This window comes from Streptomyces sp. CA-181903, assembly GCF_050937075.1.
In the GTDB taxonomy this organism is placed as follows: Bacteria; Actinomycetota; Actinomycetes; order Streptomycetales; family Streptomycetaceae; genus Streptomyces.
On sequence record NZ_JBNJLY010000001.1, the window covers coordinates 5,914,435 to 5,930,185 of the forward strand.

10 protein-coding genes and 3 pseudogenes are annotated in these 15,751 nt (G+C 74.5%); 8 read left to right on the forward strand and 5 right to left on the reverse strand.

The window, feature by feature from the left end; genetic code table 11:
- The first annotated feature begins 30 nt into the window (after window positions 1-30).
- The gene (locus ACQEVS_RS26385; protein WP_433024181.1) at window positions 31-870 is read left to right on the forward strand and encodes an ABC transporter ATP-binding protein; all 840 of its coding nucleotides are present in this window, start codon (window positions 31-33) and stop codon (window positions 868-870) included.
- On the forward strand, window positions 867-1,532 hold the full coding sequence (locus ACQEVS_RS26390; RefSeq protein WP_433024183.1) for an ABC transporter: 666 nt from the start codon (window positions 867-869) through the stop codon (window positions 1,530-1,532). The genes ACQEVS_RS26385 and ACQEVS_RS26390 overlap by 4 nt, the downstream gene beginning before the upstream one ends.
- A gap of 13 nt (window positions 1,533-1,545) precedes the next feature.
- On the opposite strand, the gene ACQEVS_RS26395 is transcribed toward ACQEVS_RS26390, so the two are convergent.
- Both ACQEVS_RS26395 and zapE read right to left on the reverse strand, forming a co-directional pair.
- A complete protein-coding gene (locus ACQEVS_RS26395; protein ID WP_433024185.1) occupies window positions 1,546-2,400 on the reverse strand; it encodes a polysaccharide deacetylase family protein in 855 nt (284 codons plus the stop codon).
- A 247-nt stretch (window positions 2,401-2,647) separates the two neighbouring features.
- The gene (gene zapE, locus ACQEVS_RS26400) at window positions 2,648-3,739 is read right to left on the reverse strand and encodes a cell division protein ZapE (RefSeq protein ID WP_433024187.1); all 1,092 of its coding nucleotides are present in this window, start codon (window positions 3,737-3,739) and stop codon (window positions 2,648-2,650) included.
- 96 nt (window positions 3,740-3,835) lie between these two features.
- Here zapE and ACQEVS_RS26405 point away from each other — a divergent pair, with 96 nt between their 5' ends.
- From ACQEVS_RS26405 to msrB, 4 genes and pseudogenes are all read left to right on the forward strand, one after another.
- On the forward strand, window positions 3,836-4,720 hold the full coding sequence (locus ACQEVS_RS26405; RefSeq protein WP_433024189.1) for a pyrimidine reductase family protein: 885 nt from the start codon (window positions 3,836-3,838) through the stop codon (window positions 4,718-4,720).
- Window positions 4,721-4,919: 199 nt separating this feature from the next.
- Window positions 4,920-5,422, forward strand: a pseudogene (locus ACQEVS_RS26410) (indole-3-glycerol phosphate synthase).
- Window positions 5,423-5,730: 308 nt separating this feature from the next.
- On the forward strand, window positions 5,731-7,128 hold the full coding sequence (gene murC / locus ACQEVS_RS26415) for a UDP-N-acetylmuramate--L-alanine ligase (protein ID WP_433024191.1): 1,398 nt from the start codon (window positions 5,731-5,733) through the stop codon (window positions 7,126-7,128).
- Between the two features lie 31 nt (window positions 7,129-7,159).
- Window positions 7,160-7,567: a peptide-methionine (R)-S-oxide reductase MsrB gene (msrB, locus tag ACQEVS_RS26420; RefSeq protein WP_185944005.1), complete on the forward strand. Its 408-nt coding sequence runs from the start codon at window positions 7,160-7,162 to the stop codon at window positions 7,565-7,567.
- 363 nt (window positions 7,568-7,930) lie between these two features.
- Here msrB and treZ read toward each other — a convergent pair.
- Window positions 7,931-9,672, reverse strand: a pseudogene (gene treZ, locus ACQEVS_RS26425) (malto-oligosyltrehalose trehalohydrolase).
- Window positions 9,673-9,934: 262 nt separating this feature from the next.
- A pseudogene (lpdA, locus tag ACQEVS_RS26430) lies at window positions 9,935-11,346 on the reverse strand (dihydrolipoyl dehydrogenase).
- A 97-nt stretch (window positions 11,347-11,443) separates the two neighbouring features.
- On the opposite strand from lpdA, the gene ACQEVS_RS26435 reads away from it, so the two are divergent.
- Both ACQEVS_RS26435 and ACQEVS_RS26440 read left to right on the forward strand, forming a co-directional pair.
- Window positions 11,444-12,472: a LysR family transcriptional regulator gene (locus ACQEVS_RS26435; protein ID WP_433027910.1), complete on the forward strand. Its 1,029-nt coding sequence runs from the start codon at window positions 11,444-11,446 to the stop codon at window positions 12,470-12,472.
- Window positions 12,473-12,769: 297 nt separating this feature from the next.
- On the forward strand, window positions 12,770-13,312 hold the full coding sequence (locus ACQEVS_RS26440) for a hypothetical protein (protein WP_433024194.1): 543 nt from the start codon (window positions 12,770-12,772) through the stop codon (window positions 13,310-13,312).
- A gap of 49 nt (window positions 13,313-13,361) precedes the next feature.
- Here ACQEVS_RS26440 and treY read toward each other — a convergent pair whose 3' ends face one another.
- Window positions 13,362-15,731 (reverse strand): malto-oligosyltrehalose synthase, encoded by a 2,370-nt coding sequence (gene treY / locus ACQEVS_RS26445; RefSeq protein WP_433024196.1) that lies wholly within the window; start codon window positions 15,729-15,731, stop codon window positions 13,362-13,364.
- Between the last annotated feature and the right edge of the window lie 20 nt (window positions 15,732-15,751).

The following is a 15,751-nucleotide window of genomic DNA, read 5'->3' on the forward strand; positions in this document are numbered from 1 at the left end:
TCGGGGGTGTCGGGGAGGGGTGGGGATCCTGTGGAACTCCGGGACGTCGGCCGCCGTTACGGCGTGCGCGGCCGGTGGGTGCTCAAGGACGTCGGACTACGGGTGCCGGGCGGCGCGCTGTTGAGGGTCGAGGGCGGCAACGGCAGCGGCAAGTCGACGCTGCTGCGGCTGCTGGCCGGCATCGACGCCCCCAGCGCCGGACGGATCACCGGCCGGCCCCGCACCGCGTACGTCCCCGAGCGCTTCCCCGCGGCGCTGCCGCTCACCGCCCTCGGCTACCTCACCCGACTCGGCCGTATCCACGGCCTCGGCCGGCGCACGGCCGACCGCGCCGCCCGCGACTGGCTCGAACGCTTCGACGCAGGCCGGTACGCCCATCGCCCGCTGCGGGAGCTGTCCAAGGGCACGGCCCAGAAGGTCGCCGTCGCGCAAGGTCTGGTCGGCGCGCCCGAGTTGCTCGTCCTCGACGAGGCGTGGACCGGCCTGGACGACGACTCCCGCCGCGTCCTCGACCGGGCCGTGCTCGATCGCGTCGCGGGCGGGGGCGCCGTCGTGTTCGTCGACCACGATCCGCGCCGGCTGGCGGGGAAGTGCCGGTCGGTCCACCGGGTGGAGGACGGACGGCTCGTGGCCGTGGCCGCGGGCCCCCGGGCCCGTGTCCCACGCGTCCGCGTCGAGGCGGAGGGCGCCGGGCCGCCACCGGACGGGCTGCCCGGCGACCCGCTCCTCGAACGGCTCCCCGGCGCCGTCCGGCTCACCGTCGCCGCCGCCGACTCCGACGCGCTGCTCCACGCCCTGCTCACCGCCGCACCGCCCTGGCACATCCGCTCGGTGACCGCCGCGCCCGCCCCGGAGGAACCGCACCGATGACCGCCCTGCTGCGCTACCAGGCCGCGCTGCTGCTCCGCTCCCACCGCTGGCTCCCGCCGCTGATGCTGTACGCCGTCCTCCTGACGATCGGCGTACGGACAGGCGAGCCCGTCCTCGACTCCTTCGGGCTCGCCGCCGGCCTCCTGCTGCCGGTGGCCGCCTGGCTGGTGCGCGTCTGCGTCACCAACGAGCCGGACGCCGCCCGGGACTGCGCCGCCGCGGCGGCACGGCCGTGGCGCGTCCACCTGGCCGGGGTGCTGACCGGCCTGGGGGCCTCGCTCGTCCTGGCGGCGGCCGGGACCGCGGTCGTGGCGCTGATATCCGATCCGCACAGCTCCGGCGGGCGGGTGGCCGTACCGCTGGGTCCCGCCGCCGGCGCGGGGTTCACGGCCGCCGTGAGCTGCGCCCTGCTCGGCACGGCCGTCGGCGCGCTCTGCAACCGGCCGCTGCTGCGCAGCGCCGCCCGGTCCGTACCGGCCACCGTGCTGGCCGTGTTCCTGGTGCTGCTGCCCGGCGGCTCGCCCGCCAACGCCGCCGTCACCGAGCTGGTCAGCGCCTCACGCAGCGGAGAGGTCAGCTGGCCGCTGCTGCCGCTGGCCGTCGCGGCGGTGTTCGCGGCGGGGGCGGCGGCGGTGGCGTGCGCGCTGAGCTCGCGGCGGTGAGCGTCCCCGGCCGTCAGCCGCCGGCGATCAGGTCGGAGACGCGGACGAGCTCGTAACCGCGCTCCCGGAGCCGGGGGACGATCGTCCGGACGGCCGCCTCCGTGGCCGGGGCCGCGCTGCGGGTGCAGTGCATCACCACGACCGAGCCGGGACGCGCCTTCGCCAGCACCTCGTCCGCCACCGGCCCGGGCCGCTTGGCGAACGCGTCGCCGCTTATCACGTCCCACTGCACGGCCGTCACCTTCGCGGGACCCAACTCCTTGAGCACGGCGGGGTTGTGACACCCGCCCGGAAAGCGGAAGTACGGCACTGTTCTTTGGACGCCGGCGCGCCGGAACGCGGCGAACGCCTTCTCCACGTCCGCCCGTGCCCCGCCCGGCTTCACCGCCGGGAGGCCGTAGCAGGGGGACGCGAACGCGTGGTGGCTGTAGGAGTGGTTGGCGACCTCGAAGAGCGGGTCCGCGCCGATCGACCGCGCCTGGTCCGGGTATTGCTCGGCCCACCGGCCGGTCATGAAGAGGGTGGCGGGCACCTTGAGGCGGCGGAGGGTGGCGATGAGGGCCGGGTTGTCGAAGTGTTCGCCGCGGGCGGCGCGGGGGCCCTGGTCGGAGGTCATGTCGGCGTCGAAGGTGAGGGCTAGGCGTTTGCCGTGGTCGCGGCGGCCGTGTGCGAAGAGAGGGGCTGCGCCGCTCGGGCCAGGGGCGAGCGTCGGGGCGGCTGTCGGCGACGGTTTCGCCGTGGCCGCCGCGACGGGTGTCGGCTTGCTGCTGGGGCCGGCGGCCTCCGTCGCGCCTTCACCGCCGCCGCAGGCGGTTGCGCAGCAGAGGAGGGCGAGGGTGGGGGCGAGGGTGCGGGGTATGCGGGGCACGGTTGGGACGTTACCCCGGTGGGGGGTGCCCCGGGCCCGCCCTTTCGCCGTTTCCCGGGGTTGCGCCCCGGACCCCCTTGTCGCGGCTTCGCCGCTCGTCCTCAAACGCCGGACGGGCTGGAAAACCAGCCCGTCCGGCGTTTGAGGACAACCGCGCGGAGCGCGGGTTTCGGGGTCCGGGGCGCAGCCCCGGGAATCGGCGAATGGGGGTGCCCCCTCTGGGGGAGGGACCGGGGCACCCCACCCCTCAGCCGTCCGCCAAGGACTTCGCGTCGCGCGCCAGCGCCGTAAGCCGCGAAATGGCCCGGAAGTACTTCTTCCGGTAGCCACCCGCGAGCATCTCCTCGCTGAACAGCCGGTCGAACGGCCGTCCGGACGCCAGCACCGGCACCTCCCGGTCGTACAGCCGGTCCGCGAGGACGACGAGTCGCAGGGCGGTCGACTGGTCCGGTACCGGCTCGACGCCCGTGAGGCAGACCGCGCGGACGCCGTCGCAGAGGGCGCCGTAGCGGCTCGGGTGCACCTGGGACAGGTGTCCGAGCAGGGCGGGGAAGTCGTCGAGCGAGGCGCCCTCGACCGAGTGGGCCACCCGCTTGACGGTCTCGTCGTCGTAGGGCGCCGGTGCCTCCGGCAGGCCCCGGTGGCGGTAGTCCTCGCCGTCGATGCGCAGGGCGCGGAAGTGGGCCGAGAGGCCCTGGATCTCGCGGAGGAAGTCGGCGGCGGCGAACCGGCCCTCGCCGAGCTTGCCGGGCAGCGTGTTGGAGGTCGCGGCGAGCGCGACGCCCTGTTCGACGAGCTTGCCGAGCAGGGTGGAGACGAGGACGGTGTCGCCCGGGTCGTCCAGTTCGAACTCGTCGATGCAGAGCAGCTCGTGGCCGCCGAGCGTGCGTACGGTCTGCTGGAAGCCGAGGGCGCCGACCAGGTTCGTCAGCTCGACGAAGGTGCCGAACGCCTTCCGCTCCGGGGCGGCCGGCGCCGCGTGCCAGAGGGAGGCCAGCAGGTGCGTCTTGCCGACGCCGTAGCCGCCGTCGAGGTAGACCCCGCGCGGGCCGGCCGGCGCGGGCTTGGCCTCCCGCCTGAACCAGCGCTTCCGGCCGCTGCCGCCGGCCGGCGAGCCGAGCCCGGCCGCGAAGCCGGACAACACCCGTACGGCCTCGGTCTGGCTGGGCTGGTTCGGGTCCGGTATGTAGGTGTCGAACCGCACCGCGTCGAAGCGCGGCGGCGGCACCATCTCGGCGACCAGGCGTTCGGCCGGGACGTGCGGGGTGCGCGAGGTGAGCGCGACGGGCTGCTCGCCCGCCGGGCGGGCTTCTGCGGATGCTGCGGTGGAGGACGACACAACTCTCCAGGGTAGTTCGCCGACGGCCGCGGGACGGCCGGGAGCGGAGCGAGGCATGTCACACCCGGGGCGGCGAGCCGTGTCACACTGCGGCCTATGCGACGCCTGTTCCCCTCGCCCACCACCCCCGCCGACCTCGAAGACCGCGAATGGGGGCTCGACGAGCTGGCCGACCTCTACGCCTACCCCGGGACCGTCGAGGAGGGGCGCCCCTGGCTGCGCGCCAACATGGTCTCGTCGCTCGACGGCGCCGCCCACCACGAGGGCCGTTCGCAGCCGCTGTCCTCCGCCGCGGACATGCGGATCTTCGGTACGCTGCGCGCGCTCGCCGACGCCGTCGTGGTCGGCGCCGAGACCGTACGGCAGGAGGGCTACCGCCCGGCGCGCGCCCGCGAGGCGTTCGCCGCCCGGCGCGCCGGGCTCGGGCAGTCGCCGGCGCCGGTGATCGCGGTGGTGAGCGCCGGGCTCGACCTGGACTTCTCGCTGCCGCTGTTCGCCGAGCCGCTGGTGCCGACCCTGGTGCTGACCGGCGAGGCGGCCCCGGCCGAGCGGCGGGACGCGGCGGCCGCGGCGGGCGTCGAGGTCGTGGTGGCCGGCGAGGGGAGGACGGTGGACGTGGCGCGCATACCGGAGCTGCTGGCCGCCCGCGGGATGACGCGGCTGCTGACGGAGGGCGGGCCGCGGCTGCTCGGGCAGTTCACGGCGGCCGGGGTGCTGGACGAGCTGTGCCTCTCGCTCGCCCCGATGGTCGCGGCCGGGGTCGCGCCCCGGATCGCCGGCGGGCCCCCGCTGGAGGTGCCGCGGCGGTTCGCGCTGGCGTCGGTGCTGGAACAGGACGGGTTCCTGTTCACCCGGTACCGGGCGGGGACGGGCGGGGCGGTGGCCGGGACGGCGACTGGGGCGGCGGCCGCCGGGACGGCGATCGGGACGGTGCCCGGGACGGCAGCCGGGGCGACGATCGGGACGGCGTCCGGGGCCTGACGGCCGGGGCCGATGGCCGGCATCCGACGAATCGGCATCTGACAATCGGCGGAATCCCCTGTTCCGCTTATCGTCCGACGGGCAGAATTGTGTCGGACGCTCCCCCGGGGGCACGGGTTCGAAACAGCGAGCTCCGAGGGAGCACGCGCAGGATGGTTTCTGTGTGGGCCCGGGCCCACGGAGGAGAAGGGCGCCGACCGTGTTCACGAGCGTATTGATGATCGAACAACCGCTGTCCGCGACGGACGTCGATTTCGTCACCGGCCTGCACGACGACGAGATGTCCTTCGTCGTCCTGATGCAGCCCAGAGGCGCCGAGGACCGGCTGCTGCGCGCCATCGACGACGTAGCCTTGGGCGAGCTGGAACAGGCCGTCCACGAGGCGGACGAGCCGGAGGGCGAGGCCGCGCTGAGGCCGGCCGCCCTCGCCCTGGAGCACTCCCTGCGCCTCCTGCGGGGGCCGGCAGCGAGGCCGTCGGCCAGATCATCGACGACCACCCGCTGGACCTGCTCCGTTCCGTCGTCGAGCAGACCCACGCCGACGAGGTGATCGTGCTGACCGCACCCCACCTCGTCGAGGAGTTCTTCCACCGCGACTGGGCCTCGCGCGCCCGCCACAAGGTCGGCGTGCCGGTCCTCAAGCTGTATGCGCACGCGGACGCGGACGAGAACGAGGAGCGGCCCGCGGCCGACGCGGAGTAGGCGTCAAACGGGACCGTACGCCCGCCGCCATCCGGACAGGTGAGTTTCCGCCGGACGGGCTGACCGATCGGCCCGTCCGGCGTCTGAGGACTGGGGGCACCCCCTCTGGGGGAGCCCGCGGGGCGCTTCGGGGGTGTGGGGTCGGAGCCCCCGCGAGAAACGGTGAAGGGGGGTGCCCCCTCCGGGGGAGGGACCGGGGCACCCCGGCCGAAGGCCGCCCTGTCGGCACCGGGTGCGAGAATCGGCGCAGTCACCGTCCCCGGACTCCCGGGACGACAGCAGCCGAGAACAACCAGGGAGCACCGCACATGGCACCGGCCGTCCCCACGACGATGGACCGCCCCCACTTCATCGGCATCGGCGGCGCCGGCATGTCGGGCATCGCGAAGATCCTCGCCCAGCGCGGCGCCCGCGTGGCGGGCAGCGACGCGAAGGAGTCCGCGACCGCGGCGTCGCTGCGCGCCCTCGGCGTCACGGTCCACATCGGCCACGCCGCCGGGCACCTCGCCGAGGACGCCACCTGCGTGGTCGTCTCCAGCGCCATCCGGCAGGACAATCCCGAGCTGGCCGCCGCCGCCGAGCGCGGCATCCCGGTGGTGCACCGCTCGGACGCGCTGGCGCGGCTGATGGACGGACTGCGCCCGATCGCCGTCGCGGGCACGCACGGCAAGACGACCACCACGTCGATGCTGGCCGTGGCGCTGGACGCGCTCGCGCTCGACCCGTCGTACGCGATCGGCGGCGACCTGCACGGCCCCGGCACCAACGCCCGGCACGGCGCGGGCGAGATCTTCGTGGCGGAGGCGGACGAGAGCGACCGCAGCTTCCACAAGTACGCGCCCGAGGTCGCGATCATCCTCAACGCGGAGCTGGACCACCACGCGAACTACGCCTCGATGGAGGAGATCCACGAGTCGTTCGAGATCTTCGTGGGCCGGATCCGCCCGGGCGGCACGCTCGTCGTCTCCGCCGACCAGGAGGGCGCCCGGGAGCTGACCCGACGCCTCGCCGGGCGCACCGGCGACGTCCGGATCGTCACCTACGGCGAGTCCGAGGACGCCGACGTGCGCGTCCTCGACGTCACCCCGCGCGGCCTGACCAGCGAGGTCACCGTGCTCCTCGACGGCCGCGAGCTGTCCTTCGGCGTCTCCGTCCCCGGCCGGCACTACGCGAACAACGCGGTCGCCGCCCTGGCCGCCGGCGTCGCGCTGGGCATCCCGGCCGACGACCTGGCCGCCGCGCTCGGCAAGTACACGGGCGTGGGCCGCCGCCTCCAGCTCAAGGGCGAGGCCGCCGGCGCGCAGGTCATCGACTCGTACGCGCACCACCCCACCGAGATGACCGCCGACCTGGAGGCCATGCGCGGCGCCGCGGCCGGCTCCCGCGTCCTGGTGGTCTTCCAGCCCCACCTGTTCAGCCGCACCCAGGAGCTCGGCACCGAGATGGGGCAGGCGCTGGCCCTGGCCGACGCCTCCGTCGTCCTCGACATCTACCCGGCCCGCGAGGACCCGATCCCCGGCGTCACCAGCGACATGATCATCGACGCGGCCCGCGAGGCCGGCGCCGACGTGCGCGCCGAGCACGACATGGCCGCCGTCCCCGACGTCCTCGCGGGAATGGTCCGCCCCGGCGATCTCGTTCTCACCATGGGCGCGGGGGACGTCACGGACCTCGGTCCGCGGATCCTGGCCCGCCTGGAGAGCTGACTCCCGAGAGCCCCGAGAGGACGTACGGCCCATGCCCTACGAGGTCGAGAAGACGGACGAGCAGTGGCGCGCGGAACTGTCGCCGGCGGAGTACCAGGTGCTCCGCCGCGCCGGGACGGAACCGGCGTTCCGCGGTGAGTACACGGACACGACGACGGCCGGCGTCTACTCCTGCCGCGCCTGCGGAGCCGAACTCTTCCGCTCCACCGAGAAGTTCGCGAGCCACTGCGGCTGGCCGAGCTTCTACGACCCCAAGGACTCCGACGCCGTCGAGCTCCTGGAGGACCGCTCGCACGGCATGGTCCGCGTCGAGGTCCGCTGCGCCCGCTGCGGATCCCACCTCGGCCACGTCTTCGAGGGCGAGGGCTACCCGACCCCGACGGACCAGCGCTACTGCATCAACAGCATCGCGCTGCGCCTGGAGCCGGCGGAGGACTGAGCCGGCTGGGGGCGGTACGGCGGTCGTCGGCGGTCTTCGGTAAGGGGGCCGGTACGGCGACCGGCGCGGGAAGTGGACCGGCCGGAGCCGGCCGCCGGCGACGGGGGGGCGCCGACGGCCGGCTCCGGCCGGTGAACGAACGGGGGCCGTGGCCGGGACCGGCCGGCCGGGCGGGTGAGGGATGGCCGGCCGGCCCCGACCACGACCAGGGACGGCATTCCCCGGTCGGTCACCCACCACCTTGCCCTGCCCGCCCGCCCGCGTACGGGGGCCGAACGGGCCGTTCGGGGACCGTTCGGCCCCGGGACGGCGGGGTGACGGCCGGGTGACGGCTGCCTCCCGGCTCCCTCCCCGCTCACCCGCTCATCCACCAGTCCGCAGGACCGCCGCCGACTCCGGGGGCAGGTGGAGCAGGCCGTTCTCGTCCGGGGGCGGGAGGGGTCGCCACGCGGCGAGGACGCGGGTGCCCGGGGGACGGGGAGTCCGGCCGGGGTACGGGCGAGGTTGGCGGCCACGAGGAGGGGGCCGCGGTGGTAGGTGACGCAGCGGTCCGGGTGCACGGCCGGGTCCGTGTCGGTCCAGTCGGGGGCGGTCAGGGACGGTTCCGCGTGCCGGAGGGTGATCAACTGGCGGTGCCAGGCCAGGAGTTCGGCGTGCGGGGTGCGGCTCGGTTCGTCCCAGTCCAGGCAGGAGCGCAGCCGGGTGGCCGGGTCCTGGGGGTCGGGGATCCGCTCCGCGGGCCAGCCGTGGGCGGCGAACTCGCGGCGCCTGCCCCGGCGTACGGCCTCGGCCAGCTCCGGGTCGGTGTGGTCGGTGAAGTACTGCCACGGCGTCCGGGCCCCCCACTCCTCGCCCATGAAGAGCATCGGCGTGAACGGCGCGCACAGCACCAGCGCGGCGGCGCAGGCCAGGAGGCCGGGGGAGAGGCGGGCGGCGAGGCGGTCGCCGAGGGCCCGGTTGCCGATCTGGTCGTGCGTCTGGGCGTAGCCGAGCAGGCGGTGGGCGGGGGCGACGGCCGGGTCCAGGGGACGGCCGTGCGGGCGGCCGCGGAACGACGAGAGGGTGCCGTCGTGGAAGAAGCCGCCGCGCAGCGTCTTGGTGAGGGCGTACTCGGGGTCCGCCGCGAAGTCGGCGTAGTAGCCCTGGGACTCGCCCGTCAACGCGGTGTGCAGGGCGTGGTGGAAGTCGTCGTTCCACTGCGCGTGCAGACCGAGGCCGCCGGACGGGCGCGGGGTGATCGTGGCCGGGTCGTTGCGGTCGGACTCGGCGATGAGGAAGAGGGGGCGGCCGAGGCGCTCGGCCAGGTTGTCCACGGCCTCGGACAGGTCGGAGAGGAAGTGGCGCGGGCCGTCGTCCACCAGCGCGTGGACGGCGTCCAGCCGCAGGCCGTCGAGGCGGTAGTCCGTCAGCCAGGCCAGGGCGCTGCCGATGAGGTACGCCCGGACCTCGGCCGATCCCGGGCCGTCGAGGTTGACCGCCGCGCCCCACGGGGTCTGGTGGCGGTCGGTGAAGTACGGGCCGAAGGCGGGGAGATGGTTGCCGGACGGGCCCAGGTGGTTGTGCACCACGTCCAGGACGACGCCCAGGCCGTGCCCGTGCGCCGCGTCGACGAGGCGGCGCAGCCCGTCCGGGCCGCCGTACGGCTCGTGGACGGCCCACGGCGCCACCCCGTCGTACCCCCAGCCGTGCCGGCCGGGGAACGGGCAGACGGGCATCAGCTCGATGTGGGTGACGCCGAGGGCGGCGAGGTGCGGGAGGTGGCGGGTCGCCGCGTCGAAGGTGCCTTCCCGGGTGAAGGTGCCGGTGTGGAGCTCGTAGAGGACCGCGCCGGGGAGGTCGCGGCCCGGCCACGGGTGCTGCCATTCCCAGTGGGCCGGGTCGACGACGGCCGCCGGGCCGTCGGGGCCGTCCGGGAGGCGGCGGGCCCGGGGGTCGGGGAGGGGCGGGCCGTCGTCGAGGGCGAAGCCGTAGCGGGTGCCTTGGGTGCCGGGGGCTTCGCGCTTCCACCAGCCGGGGCGGGTGGCGTCGGTCGTCATGGGGTGGGTGCCGTCGTCCGTGTGCAGCGTGACGTGTGTGGCGTGCGGGGCCCATACCTCGTACAGCACCGGCGGCTCCTCGGGTCGTGGACGGGGCGGGTGCCCCATGGGGAGGTTGCCCCGGCCCCGCCCTTTCACCGTTTCTGCGGGAGGGCCCGCGCCCCGCAACCGCGCTTCGCGCGGTTGTCCTCAAACGCCGGACAGGCTGAATCAGCCTGTCCGGCGTTTGAGGACGCGCGCCGCAGGTGCGCTCGGGGTGCGGGGGCTTGCCCCCGTAAGAAACGGTGAAAGGGCGGGACCGGGGCACCAGCCCGCCGCAGGCGCCCTCCGCTCAGACCTGGTGCAACCCCCGCCCCGCGAGGGAGAGCATCACCTCGCCCACCGCCTCCGACAGCGTCGGATGCGGATGGATGTGCTGCGCCACATCGGACGCCTCCGCGTCCCAGCCGACCATCAATTGCCCCTCGGCGATCATTTCGGAGACGTGCGGGCCGACGAGGTGGACGCCGAGGACGCGGCCGCTCTTGTCCGCTACCGCCTTCACCATGCCGCCCTGGCCGTGGACCATCCCCTTCGCGGTGCCGGTCAGCGGCATGGAGTTGACGGTGACGTCGTGTCCGGCGGCGACGGCCTCCTCCTGGGAGAGGCCGACGGACGCGGTCTGCGGACTGGAGTAGGTGACGCGGGGCACGGCCGCGTAGTCGACCGGGCGCGGGGAGCGGCCGGCCAGGGTCTCGGCGACGAGCAGGCCCTCGGCGAACGAGGCGTGGGCCAGGCCGAGGGACGGCGGCGGCAGCAGGTCGCCCACGACGTGGACGCCGGGCACCGCCGTCTCCAGGCGCGCCCAGTCGGCGGGGCGAGGAAACCGCGGGCGTCGGTGGACAGTCCGGCCGCGGCCAGCCCCAGACCGTCCGTGACCGGCACCCGGCCGACGGCCACCAGCAGCCGGTGGACGGTCAGTTCGAGGGTCTCGCCGCGGGCGGTGCGGACGGTCGCCCGTACCCCGCCCTCGAAGGGGCGCGCGTCTTCGAGGCGCGCGCCCGTCCGGACGTCGATGCCGCGCTTCTTCAGGCCCCGGGTGAGGTGCCGGCTCACGTCGGCGTCCTCCAGCGGAAGCAGCCGGTCCGCGGCCTCCACCAGCGTCACGCGGGCGCCCATGGAGCGGTGCAGCGAGGCGTACTCGACGCCGATCGCGCCGCCGCCCAGCACCAGGACGGACGCCGGGAGCCCCGGTGCGAAGAGGGCGTCGTCGCTGGTCACGACATGCCGGCCGTCCGGCTCCAGGCCCGGGAGGGTGCGCGGGCGCGAACCCGTGGCCAGCACGACGCCGCGCCGGGCGCGCCACTCCGTACCCGCCTCGGCGCCGGTGTCCACCCGGACCGTACGGGCGGACGTGAGGGAGGCGGAGCCGCGGACGACGCGGACGCCCGCTTGGGACAGGTGGTTCTCGACGCCCTGGTGGTTGCGGCCGACGATGTCGTCGCGGGTGGCGGTCAGCGCGGCCCAGTCGACGGACTCCAGCGTGGTGCGCACGCCCCAGCGCTCGCGCGCCTCCGCGATGCCGTCCACCAGTTCCGCCGCGTGCAGCATCGCCTTGCTCGGTATGCAGCCCCGGTGGAGGCAGGTGCCGCCGACGAGGTCGCGCTCGGCGAGCACCACGTCCAGTCCGAGGTGCGCCGCGCGCAGTGCGGTGCTGTAACCGCCGGTGCCGCCGCCGATGACGATGACGTCTGTCTCATGCATGGCTCAACCCTCCGCCCGGCAGCGACTATGAGTCCAACGCAAGGTTTCGATCGGAACGATGAGAGATGTTCATGGGGGAGTCGTGAGTCTGCGGCAGATGGAATATCTGGTGGCGGTGGTCGAGGAGCGGTCCTTCACCCGTGCCGCCGAGACGCTCAACGTCACCCAGTCCGCCCTGTCCCACCAGATCAAGGCGCTCGAACGGGAGGTGGGCGGCAACCTGCTGGAACGGCTGCCGCGCGGGGTGGGGCTGACGCCGATGGGACGGGCCTTCCTGCCGCACGCCGAACTCGCCGTCCGCAGCGCGGGGCTGGCCCGCCGAGCGGCCAGGGCCGCGGCCGGGGCCGAGGGCGGTGAACTGCACATCGCGACGCTGCACGCGCTCGCGATCGGCGCGCTGCCGCCGGTCCTCGCCCGCTGGCGGCGCGAGTTCCCCGACGTCCGGCTTCACCTGCACGAATACCTGACCGCCGACGAACTGCGCGATCACGTGGACCGGGGTGTCGCCGACCTCGCGGTCGGCCCCCGGCCCGAGCGGTGGGAGGGACCGGTGGTCTCCCTGGGAACGGAAGAGATCATGATCGTCGTCGCCCGGGACGACCCCCTGGCGGAGCGTACGCGTCCGGTCCGCCTCTCCGAACTGGCCGACCGGGCCTGGGTGCGCTGCGTCCTGGAACCGGTGATCGGCGGCCAACGGTGGCTCGACCGCGAGTGCGCGCGACACGGATTCCGCCCGCTGACCGCCATGGAGGTACAGCACGCGTCCACGGCGGTCCGGCTGGCGGTGGCGGGCGTCGGCATCCTCGCCTGCTCGGTGGAGGTGGCCCGGGCGACGGCGGGGGCGGTGGCCGTTCCGGTGGAACCGGCGTGGCGGCAGGAACTCACGGCGTACGCACGCGTCGAACTCACGGGCGCGGCGCTGCGGTTCACCGAGATGTGCCGGGAGAACGGGCGGCGGGCGGAGGGGTCGGCGCCGGGGGCGCCCGCGCCGGAAGCACCGAGGTCGGGAGCGTCCACACCGGGAGGGCCTGCGCTGGGTGCGCCTACGCTGAGTGCGATTGCGCCGGAAACCGCCGCACCGGCCGTCGACCGCGCCGCCGCCGTCCTTCCCGCGCCGGGACGGTGAACAGGACGCGGGAGTACGACGCGTCGACGGGTTGTCCGACAGCATGACGCCGCTCGTCAGCGGCGTCGACGAACAGCCGACGGCGGAGATGCCGCCCTCTGGCTCGGGTGCGGATAATTCCTTGGAGGGAGGCGGCGCCTGCACCATTCGGCCTTCGAAATCTCGGATGCCTGGGCGAGTGAAGGGCCGCCAAAATGGTGAGATGCGGTTGCCCGAGCTCACTGAGGATGAATATGAGAGAACTGTCGAAAGTCTGCGCGGCACGCGCCTCGTAGAGGTGACCTACTACCCACTGACGTGGGGGACGATGGCACCGAGATCGAAGAGTGGGACTTCGGCGCATGGCACCAGCCCACCATGGGAATCGGCCTGCTCGCCGAGAACGGCACGCAGTATTCAGCGGTGTGGGGCCGTGGTTTCGGCGACTACGGCTTGGAAATCTTCCGAGAGCCCATGGTCGGCCTGCTGGTCGTGATCGGACAGCCCGGAGGGCCGGCGGCCGTGGCCGTAACAGGTCATCCCTCATGGTCGGGGCTCATCGGAGTGCCGCTGGTGGGCGCCGAAATCCATTGGGCCGAGGACGACTCGGAAATTCGGGTGCCGGTTGCCGTAGAGCTTCGTGCACCTGCTGCCACGGCGTGGCTTGTCTCGGGCCGTCCGGCACAGTGGCCGCCAGACGGTCGTTTCCACCTCGGAACCGACGATGTGATGACCGCTTTCACCAACGAGGCCGTTACTGCCATGGGTCTCTCTCGGGAAGGCGCAGAAGACTGGCTACGACCAGGGGCGCCGGTCGTGCGGCACGGTGAAGGCGGTGCAGGACCGAGCGCCAGGGAGTAAACGAGCGTGTGGGACGGGCCCTTCTTTCGGGTCGAATGCGCCGGCGTCCTCACTCCCGTGTCAGCAGTGCCACCGGATACCGGTGCAACAAACGCCCCAGCAGCACCCGTTCCTCGCACGCCCGGCCCGTCAGCAGTTCGCGCCAGCCGCCGCGCCCGCCTCCCGGCAGTGTCAGCGCCGTGTCGGCCCAGCCGCCCGTCGCCTCCAGCCCGCGCGCCAGCCGTGTCACCACCGTCACCACCTCGTCCGAGCGGGCGAAGGCGACGCAGTGGTCGGCGGTGGGGCCGGTGGCGGGCAGGGGGGTGTAGGTGGCGTCCGGGCCGAACCAGTTGGGGTGGGCGTGGCGGAGGCGCAGGGTGGTTCGGGTGAGGTGGAGTTTCTCCGCTGCCAGGCCGGTCGGCTCCTCGGCCGCGAAGTCCGGCGGGCGGCGGTTGTCGGGGTCGACGAGGGTGCGGGAGACGCGTTCGGTGCCCATGTAGACGTCGGGGACGCCGGGCATGGTGAGGTGGAGCAGTGCCGCGCCGAGCGTGTTGGCCCGGACGGACGCGGCGGCGGTGGCGGCGAAGGCGGTGAGCTCCTCGTGGGCCGGGCCGCACGGCCCCGCGACGACGAAGCGCTCGACCGCCTGTTCGTACGCCGTGTCGGGCTCGGTCCACGTCGTCCGCAGCGCCGCCTCGCGGACGGCCTTGAGGATGGCGGGGACGAGCCGCAGGGCGTCCGGTTCGCCCAGGCCGAAGGCGGTCTGCCAGGCCGTCCAGGCCACGTGCGGCTCGGGCGCGGGCAGCCGTTCCGCCAGCCGGGCCAGCAGCCGTGCCCACTCGTCCGGGTACTCGGCGAGCACCGCTATCCGCGCCCGGACGTCGGCGCCGCGCTTGGTGTCGTGGGTGGACAGGACGGTGCCGGCGGCGGGCCAGTCGCGCTGCAGCCGGGCGCAGAAGGCGTGGAAACCGCCGGGTGTGACGGCGGGCCGGCCGGGGGAGCCGCCGACCTCAGTGGCCGACAGCAGGGGCGCGTAGCGGTAGAAGGCGGTGTCCTCGACGGACTTGGCGTGCAGGGCGGCGGCGGTCTGGGCGAACCGGGCGCAGAAGTCCCGGTGTTCCGGCCCATCGCCGAACCGCCCCAGGGCCGCGTCCTTCACCACGTCCACCGCGTCCGCCTCCTCCGGCACGGCGAACGCCGCCCGTGCCTCCCGCGCCGCCTCCTCCAGCAGGACGGCGTCGGCGGGCGCCACGGGTGCGCCGGGCCGGGCGTAGGGGCGGTAGACGGGCAGCCGGACGAGGATCTCGCAGAGGGCGGTGCGCAGCGCCCAGGGGGCGTGGTCGCGGAGCGGCAGGGCGCCGTCGCAGATCCGGCCGGCGACGCGGACGAGGCGTTCGACCTCCGTCACCAGCTCGTGGGAGACCATCCGCCAGGCGGCCCGGCGGGCCGTGGCCGGCCAGTCGCCGCCGCGGTCGGGCGGCGGTGCGGCGAACGCCCGGTAGGCGGCGGTGAGCCGCTCGGCGCCGGCCGGGTCGGTGAACAGGCCGTCGATGTGGTGGAGGGCGTCGTAGCCGGTGGTGCCGGCCACCGGCCAGTCGGCGGGCAGCGCCTCGTCCCGGGCGAGGATCTTCTCGACGACCGTCCAGCGGCCTTCGGTGGCCTCGTGCAGCCGCCGCAGGTAGCCGGCCGGGTCGGCGAGCCCGTCCGGGTGGTCGATCCGCAGGCCGTCGGCCACCCCTTCGCGCAGCAGCTGGAGGACCTTGGCGTGGGTGGCGGCGAAGACCTCCGGGTCCTCGACGCGGACGGCGATCAGCTCCGAGACGGTGAAGAAGCGGCGGTGGTTGAGCTCGGTGCGGGCCAGCCGCCACCAGGCCGGCCGGTACCACTGCGCGTCCAGCAGTTCGGGCAGCGGCAGTTTCTCGGTGCCGGGGCGGAGGGGGAGGACGTGGTCGTAGTAGCGCAGGGTGCCGTCGTGGACGGTGAAGCGGTCGAGCTCGTCGCCGAGCCGGCCGGCCAGCAGGGGGAGCAGCACCCGGCCGCCGTGCTCGGCCCAGTCGATGTCGAACCAGCGGGCGTAGCGGGAGACCGGCCCGTCCCGCAGCACCTCCCACAGCGGGCCGTTGAGGTGCTCGGGCGCGGGGACGGCCATGTGGTTGGGCACGATGTCGAGGATCAGGCCGAGGCCGTGGGCGCGGGCGGTGCGGGACAGCGCGCGCAGCCCCTCCTCACCGCCGAGCTCGGCCCGGACCGTCGTGTGGTCCGTCACGTCGTATCCGTGCGCGGAGCCGGGGACGGCCTCCAGGACGGGGGAGAGGTGCAGGTGGGAGACGCCGAGGGCGGCGAGGGCGGGTACGGCCCGCTCGGCCGCGGCGAACGGGAAGGCGGGCTGGAGCTGGAGGCGGTAGGTCGCCGTCGGAGGCGCCGGGCTGTCGCGCTTCATGGGAACATCCGTACCCAGCC